Source organism: Paenibacillus sp. cl6col (genome assembly GCF_900102125.1).
In the GTDB taxonomy this organism is placed as follows: Bacteria; Bacillota; Bacilli; order Paenibacillales; family Paenibacillaceae; genus Paenibacillus_B; species Paenibacillus_B suaedae.
This window is the reverse complement of the sequence record NZ_FNAZ01000007.1, coordinates 285,462-307,120: the sequence shown is the minus strand read 5'-3', so window position 1 is coordinate 307,120 and position 21,659 is coordinate 285,462. Positions and strand designations below refer to the sequence as shown.

19 protein-coding genes are annotated in these 21,659 nt (G+C 44.3%); 18 read left to right on the top strand and 1 reads right to left on the bottom strand.

The features are described 5' to 3' along the window. Positions 1 to 41 precede the first annotated feature (41 nt). Positions 42 to 956: a LysR family transcriptional regulator gene (locus BLS15_RS19540; protein ID WP_028532310.1), complete on the bottom strand. Its 915-nt coding sequence runs from the start codon at positions 954 to 956 to the stop codon at positions 42 to 44. A gap of 201 nt (positions 957 to 1,157) precedes the next feature. On the opposite strand from BLS15_RS19540, the gene BLS15_RS19535 reads away from it, so the two are divergent. The 18 genes from BLS15_RS19535 (at position 1,158) to BLS15_RS19450 (ending at position 21,550) form a co-directional block, all read left to right on the top strand. Next, the gene (locus BLS15_RS19535) at positions 1,158 to 2,381 is read left to right on the top strand and encodes an amidohydrolase (protein ID WP_028532309.1); all 1,224 of its coding nucleotides are present in this window, start codon (positions 1,158 to 1,160) and stop codon (positions 2,379 to 2,381) included. A 36-nt stretch (positions 2,382 to 2,417) separates the two neighbouring features. Next, positions 2,418 to 3,638 carry an amidohydrolase gene (locus BLS15_RS19530; protein WP_028532308.1) on the top strand — a complete coding sequence of 407 codons (1,221 nt, stop codon included), beginning with the start codon at positions 2,418 to 2,420 and terminating at the stop codon, positions 3,636 to 3,638. A gap of 254 nt (positions 3,639 to 3,892) precedes the next feature. Further along, positions 3,893 to 4,630, top strand: coding sequence for an intradiol ring-cleavage dioxygenase (locus BLS15_RS19525; RefSeq protein WP_090513406.1), 738 nt, complete (start codon positions 3,893 to 3,895; stop codon positions 4,628 to 4,630). A 169-nt stretch (positions 4,631 to 4,799) separates the two neighbouring features. Then, positions 4,800 to 5,405 carry a hypothetical protein gene (locus BLS15_RS19520; RefSeq protein ID WP_231515104.1) on the top strand — a complete coding sequence of 202 codons (606 nt, stop codon included), beginning with the start codon at positions 4,800 to 4,802 and terminating at the stop codon, positions 5,403 to 5,405. Positions 5,406 to 5,422: 17 nt separating this feature from the next. After that, positions 5,423 to 6,277, top strand: coding sequence for a hypothetical protein (locus BLS15_RS19515; RefSeq protein ID WP_028532306.1), 855 nt, complete (start codon positions 5,423 to 5,425; stop codon positions 6,275 to 6,277). A 71-nt stretch (positions 6,278 to 6,348) separates the two neighbouring features. Then, positions 6,349 to 6,852 carry a DUF6630 family protein gene (locus BLS15_RS19510; RefSeq protein ID WP_090513401.1) on the top strand — a complete coding sequence of 168 codons (504 nt, stop codon included), beginning with the start codon at positions 6,349 to 6,351 and terminating at the stop codon, positions 6,850 to 6,852. 17 nt (positions 6,853 to 6,869) lie between these two features. Further along, entirely contained in the window at positions 6,870 to 7,352 is a 483-nt protein-coding gene (locus BLS15_RS19505) for a hypothetical protein (RefSeq protein WP_021252888.1), read from the top strand. 12 nt (positions 7,353 to 7,364) lie between these two features. Next, the gene (locus BLS15_RS19500; protein ID WP_021252887.1) at positions 7,365 to 7,823 is read left to right on the top strand and encodes a hypothetical protein; all 459 of its coding nucleotides are present in this window, start codon (positions 7,365 to 7,367) and stop codon (positions 7,821 to 7,823) included. A gap of 46 nt (positions 7,824 to 7,869) precedes the next feature. Continuing rightward, positions 7,870 to 8,271 carry a DUF2750 domain-containing protein gene (locus tag BLS15_RS19495; protein WP_021252886.1) on the top strand — a complete coding sequence of 134 codons (402 nt, stop codon included), beginning with the start codon at positions 7,870 to 7,872 and terminating at the stop codon, positions 8,269 to 8,271. Positions 8,272 to 8,323: 52 nt separating this feature from the next. Continuing rightward, positions 8,324 to 9,058: a leucine-rich repeat domain-containing protein gene (locus tag BLS15_RS19490; RefSeq protein ID WP_175460809.1), complete on the top strand. Its 735-nt coding sequence runs from the start codon at positions 8,324 to 8,326 to the stop codon at positions 9,056 to 9,058. A gap of 490 nt (positions 9,059 to 9,548) precedes the next feature. After that, positions 9,549 to 12,914 carry a family 10 glycosylhydrolase gene (locus BLS15_RS19485; protein WP_175460808.1) on the top strand — a complete coding sequence of 1,122 codons (3,366 nt, stop codon included), beginning with the start codon at positions 9,549 to 9,551 and terminating at the stop codon, positions 12,912 to 12,914. Between the two features lie 383 nt (positions 12,915 to 13,297). Then, on the top strand, positions 13,298 to 14,602 hold the full coding sequence (locus BLS15_RS19480; protein ID WP_021252879.1) for an ABC transporter substrate-binding protein: 1,305 nt from the start codon (positions 13,298 to 13,300) through the stop codon (positions 14,600 to 14,602). A gap of 102 nt (positions 14,603 to 14,704) precedes the next feature. Continuing rightward, positions 14,705 to 15,598 carry a carbohydrate ABC transporter permease gene (locus tag BLS15_RS19475; RefSeq protein ID WP_021252878.1) on the top strand — a complete coding sequence of 298 codons (894 nt, stop codon included), beginning with the start codon at positions 14,705 to 14,707 and terminating at the stop codon, positions 15,596 to 15,598. 12 nt (positions 15,599 to 15,610) lie between these two features. Beyond that, the gene (locus tag BLS15_RS19470; protein WP_028532299.1) at positions 15,611 to 16,441 is read left to right on the top strand and encodes a carbohydrate ABC transporter permease; all 831 of its coding nucleotides are present in this window, start codon (positions 15,611 to 15,613) and stop codon (positions 16,439 to 16,441) included. Positions 16,442 to 16,456: 15 nt separating this feature from the next. After that, complete coding sequence (locus tag BLS15_RS19465; RefSeq protein ID WP_028532298.1) at positions 16,457 to 17,995, top strand: DUF4127 family protein; 1,539 nt, start codon at positions 16,457 to 16,459, stop codon at positions 17,993 to 17,995. A 122-nt stretch (positions 17,996 to 18,117) separates the two neighbouring features. Beyond that, positions 18,118 to 19,713: an FAD-dependent oxidoreductase gene (locus tag BLS15_RS19460; RefSeq protein WP_028532297.1), complete on the top strand. Its 1,596-nt coding sequence runs from the start codon at positions 18,118 to 18,120 to the stop codon at positions 19,711 to 19,713. 142 nt (positions 19,714 to 19,855) lie between these two features. After that, a complete protein-coding gene (locus BLS15_RS19455; protein WP_028532296.1) occupies positions 19,856 to 20,560 on the top strand; it encodes an N-acetylmannosamine-6-phosphate 2-epimerase in 705 nt (234 codons plus the stop codon). Between the two features lie 48 nt (positions 20,561 to 20,608). Then, complete coding sequence (locus BLS15_RS19450; RefSeq protein ID WP_028532295.1) at positions 20,609 to 21,550, top strand: ROK family protein; 942 nt, start codon at positions 20,609 to 20,611, stop codon at positions 21,548 to 21,550. Positions 21,551 to 21,659: the final 109 nt, after the last annotated feature.

Genomic DNA, 21,659 nt, shown 5'->3' with positions numbered 1-21,659 from the left:
AAAATTGGACTCCACAATAGGGCTTGAATCAGTCCATTCAATCAATCCGTTTCTTTATGCGCATGATGCTGAAGATACCTTCCTTCTTTTTTGAACAAATCGATAAAATTCCGGGCCGTGTTGGATAAACGGTGATTTTTGAGCCATATTAGCCCCAGCGGAGAGGACATCCCAACGGTAGAAGAAATTTTGTACGCATGAATCGAAAACCCTTTATGCCGATGAAGCAATGTTTCCGGAACGATCGATGAACAAAAGTCAGTGGATACCAACTCCATCAACAGCGATATGTCGGAACATTCGCCGACAACAGGGGGATGCATATCAAGCCTTGAGTATGCCTCCAAGATTAAATAGTGTACACCTAATCCCTGCGTGCTTGGCAATAAGAGCCGCTCGTTAGCCATGTCCGCAAGCGTTACTTCATGTTCAAACCGTTTCTGTTTCTGGGATGTAATCAAATAAAACGGTTCGGTATACAGGTGAAGAACTGAGAAATCGTCCAATTCAAGCGGTAATCGTATGAATGCTAATTCGACAGCCCGATCCCGGACTAGCTGACACAGATGAGCGGACTCATTTTGTTGGATTTTGTACGTTACCTTTGGATAGTGCTGTTGAAATTGATGGAGGATTTCAGGCAAATCAGGAACCGAAAACGTATTTACACCCATCGTCAATTTGCCGTTTACCCCATTTCCGACCTCATTCACTTCCATTTTTGCCTCTTGCATTAATTGATCCATTTGCAAGGCATAGGAATATAAGGTCTTTCCTGCATCCGTTACTTCCATGTGTTTACCGTTTCTCTCCAACAATATTGCGCCAAGTTCCTCTTCCATTGCTCTCAATTGTTGGCTTAAAGGCGGTTGAGAAATATGAAGTCTTCTCGCTGCGGCTGATATGCTTCTTTCCTCCACAATCGCAATAAAATAGCGAAGCTGTCTGATATCCATCATTGCATAGACTCCTTTCTCGTATATGAAAAACATATAGATGACTTATTTATTATATATTTTTCGTTTGATCGCCTTCATGTTAGCATATTTGTAAAGCACGATAAAGGAGGCCGAGAAGATGTCTCGTCTCTTGCTGCTTGTAATGGTTGTCTTACTGGCTGGTTTGGGAAAACAGTTGCAGTGAAGGAGGAGACTGAAGTGGCAGACAATGCTTACTGGTTAATGAATGTTCGGTTGGAAACCGGCTATCAATATGAGAATGGCATCGTTACGGGGACAGAAACCATGCTTTTTCATGTTCAGATTGAAGATGGGGAAATCAGTGAGATCGTTCCCGCAGATCAACCCTTAGAAACGAATATGCCTACACGGGATGCAAATGGATATCTGATGCTTCCCTCTTTCCGCGATATGCATATTCATCTTGATAAGACATATTACAGCGGCCCATGGAAAGCGCCAACGATTCCACGCAAAGGACTTTTGACAAGGCTGGAGGAAGAAGAGGAATTACTCCCGCGCTTGTTGCCTGTCGCGAAGGAAAGGGCGGAGAACTTGCTGGGATTGCTGACCCATGCCGGTTCGACCCGTATTCGTACCCATTGTAATGTCGATCCGTTCGTGGGACTACGGAATTTGGAAGCCACGCTTCAGGCCGTAGAAACTTACAAAGGAAAAGCTTCGGTTGAAATTGTGGCGTTTCCCCAGCATGGATTATTACGCAGTGAATCTGTTTCTCTCGTAAGAGAAGCATTAAGAAGCGGTGCTGCTCTCGTTGGTGGCGTTGACCCTGCAACCATCGACGGCAATATCGAGAAGTCGCTGAACACGGTGATGGAGCTTGCGGTGGAAGCGGATGCGGGTGTTGATCTTCATATCCATGATCCAGGCCATCTTGGCATTTTTACCTTCCAACGATTGGCCGCGTTAACAGAGGAAGCCGGGTGGCAAGGAAGAGTCAACATCAGCCATGCTCTGGCATTGGCTGACATTTCTCTGGAAGAGGCAAGTCAAGTGGCAGACCTGTTAGCTGAGCAGCGGATTACGATTACATCCTCGGTTTCGCTTGGAAAGACAATTCCGATTCCGCTCTTAAGCAAAAAGGGTGTGCAAATCTCCCTCGGTGATGACAGCATCACGGATCACTGGTCTCCTTTTGGCAAAGGAGATAGTCTTGAAAAAGCAGGTACATTAGCGGAACGATTCGGCCTGAAGGACGAACGTTCCCTTGGACAAACACTGGGGTATATTACAGGCGGTGTAACACCTTTAAATACAGATGGACAACGCATCTGGCCTAATGTCGGAGACGCTGCCGACCTCGTTCTCGTTGATGCAAGTTGTTCAGCCGAAGCGGTTGGACGAAGAGCAAGAAGGGTCGCGGTTATCTTTCAGGGGAATCTGGCGGCCGGAGAACTTTAGAACTTTTATCATAGAACGTAGAAAGGATGAGCTTCTTTGAATACTGCTTATTGGTTAACCAATGTCCTGTTGGAAACGGGATTTCAGGAAGATAACGGTGAGATTACGGGTACCGAAACCGAATGCTATCATCTCTTGATCCAGGAGGGGAAATTGGCGAAGATCGTCCCAGCGGTTGAGCTCGTTCAGGATGAACTCCCTAAGAAAGATGCGAAACGGCGCCTGGTGCTGCCTTCATTCATCGAAAAACATTGTCATTTGGATAAAACATTACTTGGTGATCGGTGGCGTGCGGTAACACCTGCAAGCCATATTTTTGAACGGTTTGACATCGAGAAGCAAGCACTTCCTTCTTTGGAAACAACGACGCAAGAACGCGCGGAACAGCTGCTAGATATTTATGTGAAGTCTGGTGTAAGGCATGTGCGCACGCATGTCGATGTTTATCCTGAGGTTGGATTGGGGAATTTGGAACAAGTGAAGCGAGCATTGCAAACATTTGAAGGGAAGCTGACCTACGAAATCGTTGCTTTTCCACAGCATGGTTTATTGCGTTCCAAGTCGAAACAGTTGGTTCGGGAAGCCCTTCGCCAAGGAGCAAGCTTCGTGGGCGGGGTCGATCCAGCCACGGTGGATGGTGATCTCGAAGCTTCTTTGCAGGAAATGGTGGAGCTAGCCGTAGAAGGAAATGCGGGCATTGACCTGCACTTGCATGACGCCGATCATCTTGGTGTGTTTACGATAAAACGATTGGCCGAGCTAACAAAAGAAGCAGGATTGCAAGGCAAGGTTGCCGTCAGCCATGCCTTTGGGTTGGGGGATATCCCTCAAGCTCAAGCGGAAGTCATGGGAGAGCTTCTGGCGGATGCAGGGATCTCCATCATTACCAGCGTACCGATAAACCGCAAGTTTCCGCCAGTTGGTTTATTACATCGGAAAGGTGTTACGGTTGCCGTCGGATGCGATAATATTTTTGACGTGTGGTCGCCTTTTGGAGATGGGGATATTTTGAAACGCGCTGGTCGTTTGGCGGAAATGTACGGATGGTCCGATGAGCGGGCATTAGCCCGGACGCTGCAATTTATTACCGATGGCAAGACACCATTAAATGATAATGGTGAAAGAGTGTGGCCCAAAGTCGGAGACGATGCAAATATGGTGCTAGTTGAAGCTTCTTGTTCGGCTGAAGCTATCGCAAGAAGTTCGAAACGTGTCGCTACGATGTTCCGGGGCAATATCGTATCCGGTTCAGTGTAATGTGAATTGCCACTAATCCCTTATAAAAGTTCAGGCGCCGGGCTTCCCAGACCGACGCTTGAGCTTATTTTCTTCTATAGAACTTTTCCCAATCCTTTATCACTTCTACCTGAGTCAATTGTCGTTCCCTCAGATATCGGGATGTTTCCCATTCATGAATCGCCTGACAGCGGTTTCCTAAACAAATTGCACTTTTTACGGAATATAGGCATATGCTCAGGATATAATCAGAAACCCAAAGGAGAACCGCATGTATGTTCCGTGATATGAACAATCCGTGTAATCAATGGGTCAAGAAAAATATCTTGAAACAGCAGTATAACGAATTTTGTATTGTAAGCTATAGTTTTGAGGATACAGATAGATGTCTACTTACGAGTTCTACGAGTGAAGGGCCCTTTTATCTGAAGAATTCCATGATTCGAAAAGATGTTCGAGAAGACCAATATGGGGTTGACCTCTTACTTCGATTAAGAGTGGTTGATGTTAAGGGATGCAGACCCATCTGTGGGTTGGCCGTTGATATTTGGAATAGTAACGCCTGTGGTGTTTATTCAGGATTTTCAGGGTATGAAAATAGTAGCTTCGCTCCAGGACAAACTGCCACACCGACAGACCATAAAACATTTCTACGTGGGCGCCAGTTTACAGACGTGAATGGCATGGTTGAGTTTTTGACTATAATCCCAGCGTGGTATCATCTTAGAACGCCTCATATTCACATCAAAATAATTGATGGTTTAAAAGAAATATTAACAACGCAATTATTTTTCCCTCAAGAGCTTACCTATGAAATTGAATCCTTGCCACCATACAATTCAAGACAACTCAGTCCCTACATCAATGAAAATGATTTTGTTCTTACGCTATCTCATGGGGTTCAAGGAGGGTGGCCTAAGTTTACGAAATGGGGAGAGAGATATTATATGGGGACGTTAACCATCGGAGTAGACTACGGTAACACGTTGATGCCATCGCCAAAATCCAATTAAGAACGAGAGCCTGCCTTTTGGCGGGCTTTTGACGTTTTTAAACACAGCTCACCCCTATTCTTTTGGTAGGATTTAACTCGATAAATGTCGAAGTATGTTGAGGAGATGGACAGGACGGTATCACCCGAAATGTAAATAGAGAAGGGAGATCACAATGGGAGATTTCAAAATGCTTAAAGAACGAAAAGAGTGTATGCTTTGTCAAACGAGCGAAAAGGATAGTCGTAATGGATGGATCGGAGGGAATGCACCGGCTTATTTTGATGAACTAGAAGACATGGTAAATAAGGATATGGAGAGGTATTTTTATTTGTCTATCGTTAACCCATTTGATGATAATGAGATGCTCTCCATATTCGCTCCTAAACAGTTTGAAGATCGTATTTCGAAAAATAGATATCCAGATTGTTCATTATTCACAATGAAACATCCTAAAACAGAAGAAAGTAAACTTGATACTTTTACCAATCCTGATTTAGTAAAGCACTTTATTTCAGAAGCCAACATTGTAAGTGATAAAGCGTCATTTGAAGAACGTTTTCTTATTAAATTTGGGGGAACTCCAAGGCATATCCAGGGAGAAAAGTATTACTATAAGGAGTTGCATGAAAACGGTTTTGATTTCATATTCCAGGTCGATGAGGATGGGTATCCAGATACACTCATAAAGCCGAGAAAAAGTTATCCCTTTGCGTTCGGTGCTATCTATTTATATGCACAAATGTTAGAAGGTTCGATTGAGAACCCCATACAAAGTTATTGGCAATATTCTTAATGTGAAGGGGTGGAAGAATGCGCACGAATAAATATTGGAAGTATTTTGATCGAGCGATGAAAGAGTACAAAAAACGAGTAATCTCAGACGAAGAAGTGAAGGAATTACGAGATAATAGAATGAACGAAATGAAGGACTTAATTGAAAAAAACGAAAGAAATCGTTTAGCGGATCGCTTAAAAATGGGAATAGGTGTTCACCTTGAAATGAATGCAAAACATAGAATACTAAACGGGGAACCATCAGCATGGATTTTATTAGAGCAGCAACTTTTTTGGTTGATACAAATGATCAAAAGCAATCCGAGTAGAGGAAGTGTATCGGACAGACAAATAGGTGGGCTTATCGGGCTTTCCTTATTGTGGGGTTATGAAGATATTACAGAGCTAGCCTACAAATATGCAACGAATATGTTCACGAAAGATCGAGATTTTTATGAGGAGAATAAGACGCATCATGTTTTTATGACTTGCCTATATCACAAATGGAAAACGGGAGACATGCCTGAATTGTTTGATATTTTACCGGAAGATCATGTCTATCAAAAATTAATGCGCAGTTGGAACGATACAAATCATTTTGGAGAGTACCTATATGAACTATGTGATTTTCACATCTATAGTTTAAGCGACACACCATATAAATTAAGTGAAATTTTATCGTTCGACTGTATTCCTTACGATTATTATTGCATTCGACTAATTAGAGAAAAAGAGGGACTAGCTACCCCTAATATAGATCATCCGTTGCTTCAAACACCTCTGGCCGAAATTCCAAAGGATAAACCAGGGTATAACATTGATGAGGATGAGATATTGCAATTCGTAATTCAAAATGAAAAAGTACCTGATTCGCAACGCATCATACGTTAAAGACACTTGATTGTGAAGTTTTAAAAAGAATATGAGGTACCTTCAACTGTAGTTGGAAAAGGAGTGAGTGTATGAATGCAATGCTGTTACTTGTGCAAAGGCTTTCATATGATGTGGAAGAAGTAATTTATTCAGAAGTTTCATTAGCTATAGAAAAGCCAGAAGCCTATTTCGAGAAATTCAAAGATCGATTAGATGAAAGAGGGATCGATAGCCCGATTAATCAATTGGCATGGATTTCGTTGGTCGACGCACTTCTTGAACATGATTTGGCATTTGAAATCGATTGGAAGGAATCAGGTCTATACCTATGCGATGTTGTTGATGAATTGCTTGATAGAAAGAAAATGGCGTGCATAAGCTGGGAAGACTTTGAGGATGGAGAATTTGATGAGCTGCCGACATCTCAGTATTTAAATGAAATTTCCAAAAGGCTAAGTGAAAAGGGAATCTCGTTGGCATGTTTGGATATCGAAAGTGACTGTTACGTTCTAATCACGGTTCCATCAACTGACATTAATGAAATTAAGGAGTTGGCACAAAAAGCAGGCTACAGAATTCAAGATTCTTTTTAAGTAGAGGATGGATTTGAATGAACGAGGAAATTACAAAAATCATTGATTGCCTAAAAGAAGGTTTAAAAGAAGATCCCTCAACGATTATTTTTGGAAAATTAAATGATGGGTTCACGGGGATTCATGAAGAAGCTGATTCTTTACAGCTAGGGAAATACTACGACTTATTAAAAGTAACAAATGGAGCACGTTGCGGTGACATTGATTTATGGAGTTACAGTGAGTTAGAGCGTAATCAATATGTTCTCTCTGATATGCAAGATGATAAAGAATCATGGTTAGCAATAGGCCAGATTCTTTATGAACCATTAATCATGAACAGATATGACGGGAATGTTTATAAATTGGATGAAGACGGAACTACGATGAATGGCTTTGGAGAATTAGATTTCTTTTTGATAAATGATGTGTTTGGATCTGGATATTGCAGGGTGATCCCGGATTCTGAACAGGATGATTGGGTTTTGTTTTTGAAAAAGAAAGGAATCATTTCTGAGTAGGAGGAGCGCTGCATGGATTTCTCAATAGTCTCAGATACTGCAGGTGCGAGAGTTGGTGATTTGGCTAGTGAATTAAGTAGCGCATTGGAATCTAACATAAACTCAAAATATGGTCATGTTGATGTCTCGATCGGGATAGCTTTTAGATGTTTACCTGAATCCTATGGAAGAAGGTCATTTATTAGATACACTAAAAAGGATAACTATCTGACAATCGATCTTGCAGTCAAGGTAGAAGAATATGAAAAAATGTATAAAGTAGAGCAACGGTATTATTTGGGGAATCTATTTTTAGAGTTCCTAAACACTGCGCTAAATAAACACAACTTTGAAGGACTTGATAAAGAGATGTTCATAGATGACATTAAAATGTGGGCAAGAGAAATCCCATTGAAAATGGATAATGGGTCAACAAAATTGAACAATTGGTTTAGGGAAGAGATTGATTGGTCTGTAGATCTTGATAAATAAAGATAGTTTGATGTTGGCTTAATAGAGAAGAAATGAGGAGTTTACGATGAGTAAAGGATTTGAATCAAGTCCAGAGTTTAAAGCAATGATAAAAAGATCAGCTAGAGATCGATATATTTATTCCGTAAAACGTATTGCAGACTGGGAAGAGGCGTGGTCTTTGAAATTAAATGATGGGTATGTTACTACCTCAGATAAAGAGGGAAATCTGTCTATGCCGATTTGGCCATTTAAAGAGTACGCTATGAAATGTATCGAAGATGAATGGGAGAACTGTCAAACACAAAAAATACATTTAGATACACTCTTAGACGAGATATTGCCTAACCTGTCAGAAGAGGGAACGCATGTAGTTGTATTCAAAGTTCCGGAAGATCCAGACGTTGTGAGAGTATCCGCGGATGACTTTAAAAACAATTTGTTGTATGAATGTTCTCAATATGAATAGCGCTCATGCTAATTCAGCACGGTCGTCATTGAGAAGGATGTGAGAGAACAAGATGAACTGGGATCGATATTTGCTGGACGAGAAATCTCCTGTTTCCTATTATGCTCATTTGGGCGTTATTGAGGGGACGCGGAGAGCGGAGAACTTTGATCTTGCTACATTGGAAGAAGATACACGGATTGTTGACTTATTTACGCCTCTGAAAAAATATAAGAAGCAATATGTGAATTATGATTCGCTGGTCGGTAATCAAATGGTAGAAGGGATTTACCTTACTGATCTAGATGAAGAACGACTACGAATATTTTCTACATTGCCGAATTTAAAGTACTTGCAGATTTCCTCTGGAAAAATGGAGGATCTCCCCAATTTGTCATGTTTACATAGCTTAGAAGTGTTGATCCTGGCGAATCTGCCCCAAGTAAAAGATTTGGACTTTCTGATAGGGTTACAGAACCTGCAAACCTTATATATCTATGGCATGAATCACTTGTACGATTTAACGGCTCTTGCCACTTTATCGAATATAAAGGAATTAAGTCTTAATCATGGACGAATGAGTGGGACGGGAAAGCCAGTTAAAAGCTTTGAGCCTGTTGGAGAATTAATGCGATTGGAGTATTTATCTTTGATGCTGACATTAGAGAATAAGAGCCGAGATATTACGCCTATTCTAAAATTGAAAAATATAAGGAAACTTCATCTATTGCCGCGACACACCAAGGGAATGAAGGAAACAATTACAGCCAGTTTTCCACATTTACTGAACAAACAAGACTTTGAATAGGAACAACCCATGCAACACCAGGGGATAGTCAGATTATTGCTAAAAGCTTTACGGAACTGCTAGAGCATTTATACGCTAGTAAAGGTGAAAATTGGTTTTGGTTGGCTGACAATTTCGAGTCATATGGAGATGCTTATGATGGCAGGTAACTGTAAAAAACAATAAAGTCTGCACAAAAACGAGCCTTTAGAATCGCTTCTAAGGCTCGTTTCGCGTTTCGGCTTCCATTTTACGGTAGGGATGGATTCCGTTCATATAAAGCAAAAATAAAATGGAGGAATAATTTAATTTTATACATAAAATAAGTGGAAATATCCTTCCTCGAATGTGAGTTGTCTGTTATGATCAAGAGGAATACCCCATAACGATCGTTGGAGGTGATGCTTGTAGAAAACTCGGCATAAAAATAGATTTATAGATGAGATTAGTTGTACATAAGATGGAGTGCTTGGGAAGCTGTTTTTTCATGAACCCATGGGGAGGTTTGAAAATGAGATTAAAGAATACGCTGTCTTTCATCTTATGTTTTGCTCTCATTTTTTCAGGGACGACATTGACTGTGTTGGCCGATGAAGCCATCACAGCAAAAGATGCAGATGGCAACACCATCACAGCGAAAGCTGCAAACGGTAACACCATCAGCATTACAGCAGTGAATCGAGCCATCGGAGCTTCAGATGAAATGATCCTGTTTACCCGAGAAAATAGTAGTAAGCTCACAGATTCGAACCCTTATGCGGCTGCTGCAGTCGTGGACTACCATGAAGGCACTTACAGCGTTACGGACGTCACTTATCGTGAAGGTGCTGTACAAATACCGACGAATGGTTTTGTACTGTTTGGTCACGGATCGAGTGAACAGTGGATTAAAGACAATATGAGTCCGGGAGACCCGGTTGAGATTGTTGGCTACACGCTGCCTGCACCGGTAGTCGGAGGTCCACAGCTCATCACAGAGCAGGGCACTATACCAATCGACGTTGTTGATCAGGACCAACTGGCGAACACCATCGCCGTCTATACACGTCATTTTGGTGAAATGACAAGACCATTCTCTGAAGATACCGTTCAATATATCATCACCAATGATGTGTCGGTCGTGGAAAGCACATATGGTGTTCATGGTCAGAGTGGAACCTACATTCCCGCGAACGGTTATGTCATTTCGGCTTCTGGCAACGCTGCGTCATCTTTGAATTTGGAGGTGGGGCAGTCCGTACAAGCGATTAACGTAGATATTCCTATTCTGCCTAGCAAGTATTTGAAAGTGAATGGTATTGCGGTAGGCATTGATAAAATAAATGGGCCGCGTGGAGCGGGAGAAGTGGTGTTGTACCAGCCTACTTATGGCGCAACCACCAATCAGAATGCTTGGGGAATGGAGCTTACAGTCGTTGGCAATAAGGTGACCAACGTCGTGGCGATTGCATACGATCCCAACACAGGGGCTTATCTTGATAACAATTCCTCCATTCCAGCGGATGGATATGTACTGTCGATTCAATCGACAAGTCCATTCTATAACCAACTAGCGGGTCAAGTTCGTATCGGCGCAGAGGTTGAGCTCGTGACGGATAGTTTAATTTACCAAGCGGCTAGAACTTCGTTTGATGCATTTAATCCGAAAGTAAAAGAAGATAATCCCGGAGGCTGGGACAATGTTGGCAATGTGTCCTATCCAGGATTTCGTGGATCGAATCAGTTGATCGTCTATGATCGTAATTATGGCACGGAGACTGGCACGAACCCATGGGGCAATGAAGTGATTGTTAATGCGGACGGGTATGTGACGAACAATGGCGGGAACAACAGTAAAATTCCTGAAGGCGGCTACGTATTATCCGGTCATGGGGTTAAAAACACTTGGTTAAAGAACAACGCACTGGTCGGAGCCAAATTGAGTCTGGATTTTGCTAAAAAAGAAGTGTTGGTTATTTTTACGCCAGAATCTTACTTAGATAAAGCCTCGATAAGTATCAATAGCGCAGAGAAGGCGCTCCAGTTATCCAAGAATCAATTTATGGATGTGCCGTATGCTGAAATTGAACAGAAGATCGTAGAGGCGAAGGGCGTTTATGAGTTGGTCAAACAGCGCTTAAATGAAAGCGGTACCAACGGATTAATGGATTTACTGAATGACTTGGATCAGAAAGTTACGGAAGCAAGTTACATGAATTTTGAGTCTCCGAAAGTACAGACTCGAGGTCTCTGGATGAGGCCGAAGGAAAAGAACGTGGAGCAGGTTCGAGATCATGTGAAGAAAATCAAAGAGACCGGTATCAATGCCATCTATCTAGAAACGTGGTGGAATGGATATACCACTTGGCCAACGTCTTTGCCAGATACCGAATTAAATCCTTTGTATGAAGGCTTTGATGTACTGGGAGCATTTATTGAGGAAGGCAAAAAGCAGGAGATTGAAATTCATGCCTGGGTGGAGAACTTCTTTGTCGGCGGGCCGGTTGTGGTGAATCATCCTGATTGGCTTATGAAAAGCAGAAAAGGTATTGATTATGAAGAAGGCAGTCACAATGCTAAGTGGTATTGGCTTAATCCAGCGCTCTCGCAAGCTAGAGATTTCGTTGCTTCTGTATACGATGAACTCGTCACAAAATATGACATAGCTTCACTGCATTTGGATTATGCGAGGTATCCAGGATCCGGAGATTACACGAATGATTTTGGTTACGACACGTATACCCGCAATTTGTTCAGCGAGAAATATGGCGTTGATCCGCTTGACCTTCATCCAGGAGATCGTTACTGGGATGAGTGGCTGCAATTTCGTGCGGACATGATCAATACCTGGGTCGTTCGGGTAGTTAACGAGGCGCATCAAATCAAACCAAACCTACAAATTACAACTGCGGTATGGCCGAATTATGAGGAAGCGCCAAAATCGCACGCACAAGAAGCGAAATACTGGTTGGATCATAATTTGATCGATCACTTGTTCCATATGTCTTATGCACCGGGTTCCGAATTAACGGTAACGGACTTGAGAAACTCGATGGCATTAGCGGGGGACAATGCATTCGTCTCATCGGGTCTGGACACGTTCCAAGGCAATCCTACATCGGCTGTTGTGGATCAAATCACCGAAGCGACCAAGAATGATGGAGCTGGAGCCGCATTATTTGAATACGAAGGACTATTTAATTATAAGTATGACAAGGTGCTGAAGATTGGGTTGTATCGTAATAAGGCAATTTTACCTCAATATGATACGACTAAGCCTCTAGCGACCGTGATGGAAGAAATTATCCGTAAAATCAATGAGATATACGTTCCTTTCCAAGGGATGAGCCGTAAGGACGGCGCAAAACTAATACAGAAACTTGAATCTGCTGTAAAGGATCTACATGCGAATCCCAATATGACAGATGAGACTGCAAGTGACGTGAAACAGAGGATCGACAGCATAAGCAAACTTCTTGCGAGCAACTCGATCAATACAGAAGTGAAGAATCGAATGAAACATGATTTGGACTATGGCAGCAAAATGATAGACATTTATTTCTCAAAAACAGCGAAAACGCAATTAAGTAAATTGACGGTGAGCTCGGGGAAGAAGGTAATGAAGTTAACGCCTTCCTTCTCACCATCGACGTATGATTACAAGGTAAAGGTCGGGCATTCGGTTACGGAGCTAAATATTACGGCGAGTGCAAGTAATCAGCATTCAGTTATTTCCGTAGGTGGCAAGAATGTTGAGAATGATTCGGTCATTCCCGTACCACTTCAAGTGGGCTCGAATCTGGTTACGTTGCAAGTGATGTCAGAAGATGGACGAATGAAAAACTACACGGTGACGATTCAGCGCGCTGGTAATGATAAAGGGAACTACGAAGAATAACGACAAAGTTGAAACTGCAATATGTAGGCTTCATCAATTTCTAATGAATTCACGGGGTGTCGCAGATCGATTTTGGCACCCCGAATTCTCTAGTTTTTGTAAATACGATTGCTATATCAGTATGTGAAGAATATAATCTCCAAATATTTTAAAAATAGTGGAGAAATTGTTTAATGCGTGCTACAATGAACATGCAAGAAGGGAAAAGGTGGCAGGAACGACTCTTATTCCGAAATCATTCATGGATTGGAGCAATTACAGATATAGCGTAGAATAATAAGGCTTTTTTGTAAGCGCTACCGTTTTCGGACTTATAGTCATTTCTTCTCCTAGCTTTGAGAGAGAGTTTGAGAGAGCTTATAAAGAAGAGAGGGTGTTGTGGCATGAGTTTCAAAGGTAGAAAGTTGATTTCATTACTATTGGCATCAATGATGATGGTGGGGTTATTGGCGGCTTGTGGTTCGGATTCATCGAGCAACAAGGGGGCTGCTTCAAGTGGAAACAACGATGGCGAGAAGCCCGCGGAACAAGTCACGGTAGAATTCTGGACAATCTCATTGCAGCCGACCTTCAATGATTACTTCAACAAATTGATTGCGGATTATGAAGCGAAGAATCCGAATGTCAAGATAGATTGGAAGGACTACCCTTACGATGCTGTACTGAACAAGCTCATGACGAATATCGCTGGCGGTAATGCGCCAGACGTGGTGAACCTTAATACGGAGCTGGCCAATCAGATGGGAACCAAGGATGCATTGGTTGACTTCAACCAAGAGCTGACAGCGGATCAGAAGGCAGCTTATTTCCAAGGAATCTACTCCTCAACAGAAATGAACGGCAAAGCGTTCGCACTCCCTTGGTACACTGGATTGCCTGTCCTATTCATGAATAAGGATCTGGTGGTGAAAGCTGGACTGAATCCGGACAATCCGCCGAAGACGAAACAGGAATTGAACGAATGGGGCCGCCAGATCAAAGAGAAAACCGGTGCCTACGGCTACATATTCACGATGGAAGCACGGACTCTGTTAGAAGAGAACCTGCCGTTCCTGACTGAGGATTATAAGAAGGCAGCTTTTAATACACCGGAAGTAGAAGCGTATGTCAATGAGAATGTACAACTGTTAAAAGACGGCGTCATTCCAAAAGACATTATCAACTACGATAAACAAGTGCAATACTTCGCGAGTGAGCAAGTAGCCATGTCTTTATCCAGCTCGCCGTTTATTAACAAGATCAAGACAGCCGCGCCGGATGTATACAACAAAATGCTTGCCGTTCCAAGTCCGGTTGGCAAAGCGGGCATCCGCTATTCCAACACGATGAACATCGTCGTGCCTTCGGCAACATCTCATAAGAAAGAAGCGGTTGACTTCGCTGTATTCGTCACGAATGCGGCCAATCAGGTGGAATTCTCCAAGATCGCTAATACATTGCCTTCCACGGTAGAGAGCGCCAAAGATCCATTCTTCTCGGAGAATGACGGAACTCTAGAAGGGGTCGCTAAGACCGTATCTGCAGTCAGCCTTGATAAAGCCGAGGATTTCTACATTGGCGTTGAGAGTGCTAAAGACGTTAATCAGACGATCACCAAAGCATTGCAGGATATTTATTTGAACGGTACTGACGTGAAGAAGACATTGACTACGGCCGAGAGCGATGTTAACAAAATCTTGGGCAACTAAATACTTCAAATTGGGCAGGCTTGTCCTGCCCGATTCTTATAATGGATGTTCAAAAGTGGACTTTTTGAACTACCTAATTAGTGGTGGTGGAGGATTACTATCATGAGAAAATTCTTTACTAGATTCGGCAAATCTGAAGCGGCAGTGGCTTGGCTCTTCATGACACCGGGTTTGATTCTACTGGCCCTATTTGTCTTCTGGCCGATTATTTATAGCGTACCGCTGGCGCTGACGAATTACTCCGTCATAGGCAAGACCGAGTTTGTTGGCTTGGATAACTTCGTTAAGGCGTTGCAGGATAAGAGCTTCATCACGTCACTGCTCAACTCATTGCTATACGTCATTGTTGTACCATTTATTCAGATTATATCTATACTTATGGCGATTCTAGTCAACAGCAATGTCAAAGGCATTAAATTATTTCGTACGGCTTATTACATCCCCGTAGTTACTTCTATGGTCGCGGTAGCGCTTATTTGGGGCTGGCTGCTCAACCAGAATGGGGTCATAAACTATGTGCTGTCCAATGTAGGGTTAATGAAAGAGAAAATTACCTGGCTGTCCGACAAAGATACAGCACTGTGGACACTGATGTTCATTACGATGTGGAAGGGCCTTGGCTACTATATGATGATTTATTTGGCCGGATTGCAATCCGTTCCGAAGGATCTGACAGAGGCTGCGATGATTGATGGCGCGAGTCGGGCGCAGACGATTCGTAAAATTACAATTCCGCTGTTGAGACCGTATGTCTTTTTCTGCACGCTTATTTCACTAATGGCGGCAATCCGTGTGTTCGATGAAGTGTTCATCCTGACGATGGGTGGACCGGGGGATGCTACCTTAACATCGAGCTTGTATATTTATCAGCAGGGTTTCCAGCAATTTAATTTCGGCTACTCTTCGGCACTTGGCTTAATTGTCAGCGTCATGATTGGTGCGCTTAGTATCGTCATCTTCAGATTCAACCGGAAGGGTGGTGTCAATCCATATTAATGGATGCATGATATGAGAAAAAAACCACTTCGATTAGTGAAATTATTATTGTTGTATGGAGCATTGATTCTGTTTGCCATTTTTATGATGGGACCATTTCTATGGATAGTAAGTGTGTCGCTCATGCCCGGCAAGAATGTGTTCAGCTCTCCGCCGGCGATTTTTCCGACGTTTATTGACTTTGCTAATTATGTCCAAGTGTGGAATTACATGGACTTTCCAAGATACTTAATGAATACCGTTATCATTGCGCTGATGGGCGTTGTAATGAACATCTTCTTTTCTTGTCTTACAGCCTATCCGCTTGCCGTATTCCGTTTCAAAGGCCGGGATCTAATCTTTACACTACTGGTAGCGACGATGATTATTCCCGCTGCAGCCGGCATGGTAGTTAACTATTTGACGGTAAAAGCACTAGGCTTGATGGGCGGGTTTCTTGCAGTCGTGCTTCCTTCAGCGGTTACCGTGTTCAACGTATTCCTAATGAGACAGGCGTTTATGGGCATGCCGCATGAGCTGCGCGATTCCGGCAAAGTGGACGGTGCCAGCGAATTTCGTATTTGGCTGCAATTGGCGCTGCCGATTGTGAAGCCGGCGATCGCCGTTATTGGTCTATTGGAGTTCATGGGGATGTGGAATAGCTTCCTCTGGCCGATGATTGTGCTTAATGATACGAAGCAGTATCCAATCGCGTCCGCGCTCAGCTTTTTAAATGGCCAATTTTCCTATAATTTTGGCTGGATTGCCGCCGGGACCGTCATTTCGGTTATACCGATTATCATCGTGTTCCTGTGCACCCAGAAATATTACATGGAAGGTGTATCCGGAGCAGTTAAAGGATAGGAGGACACGACTCACATGAGAAAAATTATATATATTCCGCTGGACGAACGTCCGTGCAATTACGAATTTCCGGCACTGCTTGCCGCGGGAACGGATTATCATGTCGTTCGTCCGGATTTGAGCATGATGGGGCTGAAGAAGCGCCCTGGAGACATCGAACAGCTATGGGCCTGGCTATTCGAGCAGGCGCGCGATGCAGACGGAGCGATTGTGGCCTTGGACACATTGCTATACGGGGGAATAATCCCCTCGCGGCTGCATGAGATGACGGAGGAACAATGCGGGAAGCAATTAGAGAAGCTCCGTCAATTGAAGCGGATCAACCCGGCTTTGCATGTATTTGCTTATCAGCTCATTATGCGTTGCCCGCGCTATTCCAGCAGTGATGAAGAACCGGATTATTACGAGAATTGGGGCAGGGAGATTTTCCGGCGCGGATATATCCGCCACCGGTTGGAGCTGGGTATCGCGACAGAAGAAGAGCAACATGAATTGCAGCAGATCGATGGCGTGTTACCTGAATCTATGTGGCAGGACTACACGGAGCGCCGTGCTGTTAATTTAACAGCGAATAAGAGAGCAATCGAACTGGTGCAGGACGGGGCCGTCGATTTCATGATCATTCCACAGGATGACTCGGCTCCTTATGGACTGACTGCGGTGGATCAGCAGCAAGTTCGCGAGCATGTCAAGAAGTGTCAGCAGCAGCTGTCCGTCTATATGTATCCAGGGGCCGACGAAGTGGGATGTACGCTTCTTGCCCGCATGATCAATCATTTTGAGCGTCGCAAGCCACGGGTGCATGTTCATTTTGCCAGTATGCAAGGGCCGTTCGTGATGCCTCTCTATGAAGATCGCGTACTATATGAATCGGTCAAATATCAGATTATGGCGGCAGGAGGACTTATGTCGCCTTCCCTGGCAGAAGCCGATATGGCCCTATGCATCAATTCACCCGGCGAGAGCATGATGGAGTCGAATGATCAAGGGCAGTCTTCTTTAGGGTATCAGGTGTACCGGAATCTAGTTGAACTGGTAGAGATGGCTGATGATATTGTTCACCGTCTCGGCAAGCCTTGTGTTATCGCTGATGTAGCCTATGCCAACGGAGCAGATCTTGAACTGCTGCAGCTGCTTCGCGATAAGAAGCTATTGTTCGAATTGGCCGGTTATGCAGGCTGGAATACAAGTGGCAACACGCTTGGAACTTGCATTGCACAAGGCATGATCTATGCCGTGAATGGCAATACGCCGCAGCATCGCGATTTCCTGTCACTACGCTATGTCGAGGATGGGGGCTATTGTGCCTTCGTACGCAGGAATGTAAGTGATCGGGTGCTGCCTGGTACGGAATACAATTATTTCTCGATCGACGGACAGCGGGGACAAATCGCCGAGCAGGTCAGAGCTGAATTGACTCGGTTCATCGAGCAGCATTTGCATGATCCAGAGAATAATTATGAGATCGTGATCGACGATTGCTATATGCCTTGGAGTCGGATGTTTGAGGTCGGATTGAAGACCCATGTCCGTGATACGAAGCAAGGACAATAAAGTACGACGAGGGTTCGAGCTTCGCTAATGCTGCGAGGGTCTACAAATTTTGCAAATAACAGAGAAGGTGCATGAACAGCTCAGGTGGATGCTGGAAGCGCCAGAGAAGGAGCCAGCGAGAGATGCATAACGAGCGAATGACAGACGTCGCCGTCCTAGGCGGCGGGTTGGGCGGATGTATGGCCGCATTGGCTGCAGCCAAAATGGGCGTGCGTGTAATCATGACAGAGGAGACGGATTGGCTCGGCGGTCAGCTGACAAGTCAGGCGGTTCCGCCGGATGAACATCGGTGGATCGAGGAATTCGGCTGCACAGAGACGTATCGCGAGTTTCGAGACCGGGTGCGTGCTTATTATCGAGAGAACTATCCGATGTCAGAGGAAGCGAAGAATAATGAACTGCTTAATCCCGGCAACGGTTGGGTAAGCCGCTTATGCCATGAGCCGAAGGTGGCGCTGCGCGTCATCGAGGATATGTTGGCCCCATATGTGAACAGCGGCCGTATCACGGTATTGTATCATTTCAGACCGACTGCAGCCTCAGTGAATGAAGATCAGATAGAGAGTGTAACCGTTACACATATAAGCTCAGGTGAAGAAGTTGTACTAAGGGGAGCGTACTTCCTCGATGCTACGGAATGTGGAGACGTACTGCCGTTAGCGGGGGTTGAATATGTAATAGGCGCGGAGTCCAGGCATGAGACAGGGGAGCCGCATGCGCTGGAAGAGGCAAATCCGCTCGATGTGCAGTCGATCACCCATGTGTTTGCCCTCGATTATGTAGAGGGTGGCGATTTCACGATTGAGAAGCCTGAGCAATATGATTTCTGGCGCCAGTTCGTACCGAAGCATACGAATATTCCGCTGTTAAGCTGGTATGCGAACGATACGGATGACGTAGAGAAAATGAAGGAGTTCGCCCTATTTCCAGGTGAACGCAAGGACGCTTCTGGACGGGAGCTGCTGTCGCTGTGGACGTATCGTCGTGTCATCGACCCGGCTTTATTTGAGCCTGGGCTATATGAGAGTGACATCACCTTGGTCAATTGGCCGCAGAACGATTATTTTCTAGGTTCAATTATTGACGTTCCTGAAGCAGAACGGGAGGAGCATCTGGCGAGTGCTAGACAGTTAAGCCTCTCACTGATCTACTGGCTCCAGACCGAGACGCCTCGTCCGGACGGAGGGCGGGGGTATCCAGGCATCCGGCTGCGTACGGATGTACTGGGTACAGAGGACGGACTGGCGAAGTACCCGTATATTCGCGAGTCGCGCCGGATTCAAGCGATGTATACCATTACGGAGCAGGATGTTAGTAAGGAAATCCGCGGGGAACAAGGAATTCGCCGTTACGACGATAGCGTCGGTGTAGGCAGCTATCATCTGGATGTTCACTTGACGACCGTCACGAACCGGACGTTCTATATTCCGAACTATCCGTATGAGATTCCGCTTGGTGCGTTACTGCCGATCCGGGTCAAGAATTTGCTTCCCGCATGTAAAAATATCGGCACCACTCAGATCACGAACGGATGCTACCGCCTCCACCCGACAGAATGGAACATTGGGGAATCGGTCGGTTATTTAGCGGCCTATGCGCTGCAGAATCAAGTGACGCCGCATGAGGTTCACGCCAATTCGGAGCATCTTCAGGCCTATCAAGCGCTGATTCAAAGGCAAGGGGTTCAAATCCACTGGCCGGACGATCTGGTTCTATAACAACGATAGAGTAGAAAAACTCAGCAGACAGCCACTCTATTGATAATAAGGGGTGGCTGTTACTGATTCTAAGGAAATGAAAGAGTACATATTATGAGCTACCTATTACTCAATGAACAGTTTATTTACGGAGGTGTGCACGATGGTAGATTCAATGATTCAAACTTTAAAAGGCGGACTTATTGTTTCCTGTCAAGCTCTTGAGGAAGAACCATTCTACGGAAGTGATTATATGGCCCGCTTTGCTCTAGCGGCTGAAATGGGCAAGGCGGTAGGGATCAGGGCGAATACGCCTCAAGATATTAGAGCGATAAAAAAGGTGACGAATTTGCCGATTATCGGCTTATGGAAGAAGGAGTATACCGGTTCTGACGTTTACATAACTCCTACCTTAACAGAGGTTGAAGGTATAATCGCTGCTGGAGCCGATATTGTCGCTATGGATGCTACAATGCGCAATAGGCCGGGTAATGTTTGTCTTGCGGATTTGGTTAAAGAAATAAGGGAGAAGCACCAAGTACTATTAATGGCAGATGTATCTTCTGTAGCAGAAGGAGTAGAGGCAGATAGACTGGGTTTTGATCTTATTTCTACTACGCTATCTGGTTATACAGCCTACAGCCCGCAGAGCGAGGAACCAGATATTCAATTAGTTGCTGATTTAAGTCAAATGGTTAGCGTTCCCGTATTAGCTGAGGGGAGAATTCATAGTCCTGAACAGACTGTTGCGTGTCTTCGGGCCGGAGCTTACGCCGTTGTAATTGGCGGAGCCATTACCAGGCCGCAATTGATTACTAAGAAATATACGGATGCTATACTTCAATATCATAACGTTCCTGAAATGTAGTCTCTATTATTTTAGTTGCAGCAGCCTTTAAGCGAGGAGGTTCTATGGATGGGACATACTGGGGAAGTAGCTATAGGTCTGGATATCGGTGGAACAAACATAAAGTCGGGGATTGTAAATGCGGAGGGAGTAGTCATTCACCATTTGAATTGTCCGACGAAGGCAAATGAAGGCGGGGAAGCACTGTTATATCGAATTTCCGAAATTACGAAGGAATTAGAAAGGTATTCAAGCAGTCAAGGATGGAAGGTAAAAGGTGTCGGCATAGGGACTGCTGGTCAAGTGAATAGTCGGACAGGCGTTGTAATGGGGGCCACAGCTAATTTGCCGGGATGGGCCGGAATGGAGCTTGGAAATCGGCTGCATTCCATGACAGGTTTGTCTGTATTGATCGATAACGATGCGAATGCCATGGCATTCGGTGAGGCGTGGGTAGGGTCTGGCAGACAATGGAGCGACTTCATCTGTGTTACCTTGGGAACGGGAGTGGGCGGTTGCCTGATCATTAATCATAGGCCGTATCAAGGACGGGATGGGTTTACGGGAGAAATAGGCCATCATGTTATTGAGTACAGTGGTTATCCATGCAATTGCGGAAGAATAGGCTGTTGGGAACAGTATGCTTCTGTTACAGGATTGATGAGAATGGTAGAAGAAGCTGGGACAGAGCTAGAAGGGATTAGTACCGCGGAAAGTCTATTCGCATCTGCGCAGGAAGGAAACGAAGCATCTATTCACGTGCTGAGAAGATATACTCAGTATATTGCTGCTGGTCTGGCTAATATGGTCCATACATGTAATCCAGAGGGGATTGTCATTGGAGGGGCCATTACTCGGCAAGGCGATTTTTTACTTAATCCGGTTCGTGAAAGTCTGTCGCGCCAGCTGCTTCCTGTTTATAGAGAGAGGATTCGGGAAATTGAGGTAGTCTCGGCTTCTTTAGGAGATAATGGAGGTGTAGTAGGGGCTGTAGCGGGTTATTTTATTTAAAATAAAATTCACAGTATAATGTAATTTGTTATAGCATACTAGTTTCCTCTTAAAGGAATTTGTGTATATCCTAAATAGTAGGTTAGTCTACAGTTCACTATTTGTTAGG